The organism is Mycobacterium sp. (assembly GCF_049802695.1).
GTDB lineage: Bacteria > Actinomycetota > Actinomycetes > Mycobacteriales > Mycobacteriaceae > Mycobacterium.
The window spans coordinates 1-2,151 of the sequence record NZ_JBARMY010000249.1; the positions used below are offsets into that span (position 1 = coordinate 1).

The window sequence follows — 2,151 nt, forward strand, 5'->3', positions numbered from 1 at the left end:
CGCCCGGCTGCGGGCCGAGGGGGCGCTGCCACCGCCGCGTAAGAAGAGCCGCAGGCGGTAGTGGCGATCGCAAGCGCGGCGGAGCCGGGCGCAGCGGGTCGCCACCGATGAGTGTGGGTTACCCGCGGCAGCGTCCGCGTCGGCTCCGCTCAACCCCGGCGATGCGCCGCCTGGTAGCCCAAACGTCGCTGGACGCAAGGCGGTTGGTGTTGCCGATGTTCGTCGCCGATGGGATCGACGAGCCGCGGGCCATCGCCTCGATGCCGGGGGTGGTGCAACACACCCGAGACTCGCTGCGCAGTGCGGCCGCCGACGCGGTGGCCGCCGGGGTGGGCGGCCTGATGTTATTCGGTGTGCCCCGTGACGAGGACAAGGACGCGTCGGGTTCGGCCGGTTCCGACCCGGACGGCATCCTCAACGTGGCGTTGCGAGATCTGGTTAAAGATCTCGGCGATTCCACTGTGCTGATGGCCGACACTTGCCTCGACGAGTTCACCGACCACGGGCACTGCGGCGTGCTGGACGCCCGCGGCCGTGTCGACAACGACGCCACCTTGACGCGATACGTGCGACTGGCTGTCGCACAGGCTGATTCGGGTGCGCATGTGGTGGGTCCGAGCGGGATGATGGACGGTCAGGTCGGTGCGATCCGCGACGGTCTGGACGCCGCCGGGCACAGCGACGTGGTGATCCTGGCGTATGCGGCGAAGTTCGCGTCGGCGTTCTACGGACCGTTCCGGGAAGCGGTCAGCTCCAGCCTTTCCGGGGACCGCCGCACCTATCAGCAAGAGCCGGGCAACGCCCGTGAAGCGTTGCGGGAGGCGGTGCTGGACCTCGACGAGGGTGCCGACATCGTGATGGTCAAGCCCGCCATGGGCTACCTCGACGTGGTAGCCGCGGCAGCGGACATCTCGCCGGTGCCGGTGGCGGCCTACCAGGTGTCCGGCGAGTACGCGATGATCTCCGCCGCGGCCGCCAACGCCTGGATCGACCGCCGTGCCGCCGTGCTGGAGTCGTTGACCGGCATTCGCCGCGCCGGCGCTGACATCGTCTTGACCTACTGGGCGGCTGAGGCCGCCGATTGGCTTCGTTGACCGGTGCTGTCCGGTGTGCCGAACGCACCTAAGACGGGGAACTGAGACCCGCGATGTGCTGCTGGCCCTCGCCCGCTGCGATGACCGGCACGCTAGGCTGACCCGACCGGCTGGTTCGGCGCCGGGGAAGTTCAGGGAATGAGTCGTCAGTGAACGCAGGCGCGGATATCAACCAGGCTCCGTTGTTCTTCGAGCCCGGCGCCAGCTTGTATTGGCTGCTGTCGGGTCCGTTGTCGGGCGGAGCCATGCTGATGATCGAGAGATCCAGCGGTTACGGCTGGGAGGTCGCGGTTCCCGTGGTTTTTGTGGTGCTGGTCACCGGCTTTGTCGGCTTGCAGGTCAAGGCGGCGCGCATCCACGCCTCCGTCGAACTGACCGACCGAACCCTGCGGCAGGGCACCGAGTCGGTCCCGGTGAACGACATTCTCCGAGTCTTTCCCGAAGCTGACTCCGACGCCTCGGGCAACGGACCCCAACCGTGGCAGTCGGCGCGCACACTCGGTGAACTCGTCGGAGTCCCGCGTGGTCGGGTCGGAATCGGACTCAAGCTCGCGGGCGGACGCACCGTGCAGGCCTGGGCCCGCCGCCATCGTGATCTCCGTGCTGCGCTGACCCGGTTGGTCGAGGAGCGCGTCGGCTTCGCCGAACCCGATTTTCTGACCGAATACGGCGACGACGGTGATGACGCCGGGTCGCGGTGGTGAGCCCGCGCGGCCGCGGCGTTTTGGAGTTGGTGCTCGCCGGTGTCGCGCTGCTGGGGTCCGCGCTGATCTGGTCGCAGTCGCACAGGGCAGTGCCCGTGGCGCCGATCGCCGATGGCCAGCCGGCCACCGTGTCGGTGGTCTATGACCCCCAGTTGTTGCTGCTTACCCTGCTGCTCGCGACGGTCGCCGGGGTGCTCGCGGTGGTCGGGACAGCCCGAATCCGACGCGCACCGCGTGCCGTGCCAATCCAGGGCGCCGGTGTGCTGCCGACCCGGCCCTAGTCAGCCGCGGGCCAGCGCCCGGGCGGCCAGCGCTCCGAGCACCGGACCCAACGTCTGGGCGTATTCGATCGT

The 2,151-nt window shown here is 69.0% G+C and carries 3 protein-coding genes; all 3 read left to right on the top strand.

The features are described from left to right. Positions 1-107: 107 nt before the first annotated feature. The 3 genes from hemB to WA317_RS10210 all read left to right on the top strand — a co-directional run bounded on the left by hemB (position 108) and on the right by WA317_RS10210 (position 2,079). Positions 108-1,094 carry a porphobilinogen synthase gene (gene hemB, locus WA317_RS10200; protein ID WP_425172918.1) on the top strand — a complete coding sequence of 329 codons (987 nt, stop codon included), beginning with the start codon at positions 108-110 and terminating at the stop codon, positions 1,092-1,094. 182 nt (positions 1,095-1,276) lie between these two features. Next, positions 1,277-1,798: a DUF3093 domain-containing protein gene (locus WA317_RS10205; RefSeq protein ID WP_425172920.1), complete on the top strand. Its 522-nt coding sequence runs from the start codon at positions 1,277-1,279 to the stop codon at positions 1,796-1,798. Next, complete coding sequence (locus tag WA317_RS10210) at positions 1,795-2,079, top strand: hypothetical protein (RefSeq protein ID WP_425172919.1); 285 nt, start codon at positions 1,795-1,797, stop codon at positions 2,077-2,079. Before WA317_RS10205 ends, WA317_RS10210 begins: the two co-directional genes overlap by 4 nt. Positions 2,080-2,151: the final 72 nt, after the last annotated feature.

What these genes read in the sequence shown, in the direction of transcription:
- hemB (WP_425172918.1), top strand. Translation starts at nt 108, where the DNA reads ATGAGTGTGGGTTACCCGCGGCAGCGTCCGCGTCGGCTCCGCTCAACC.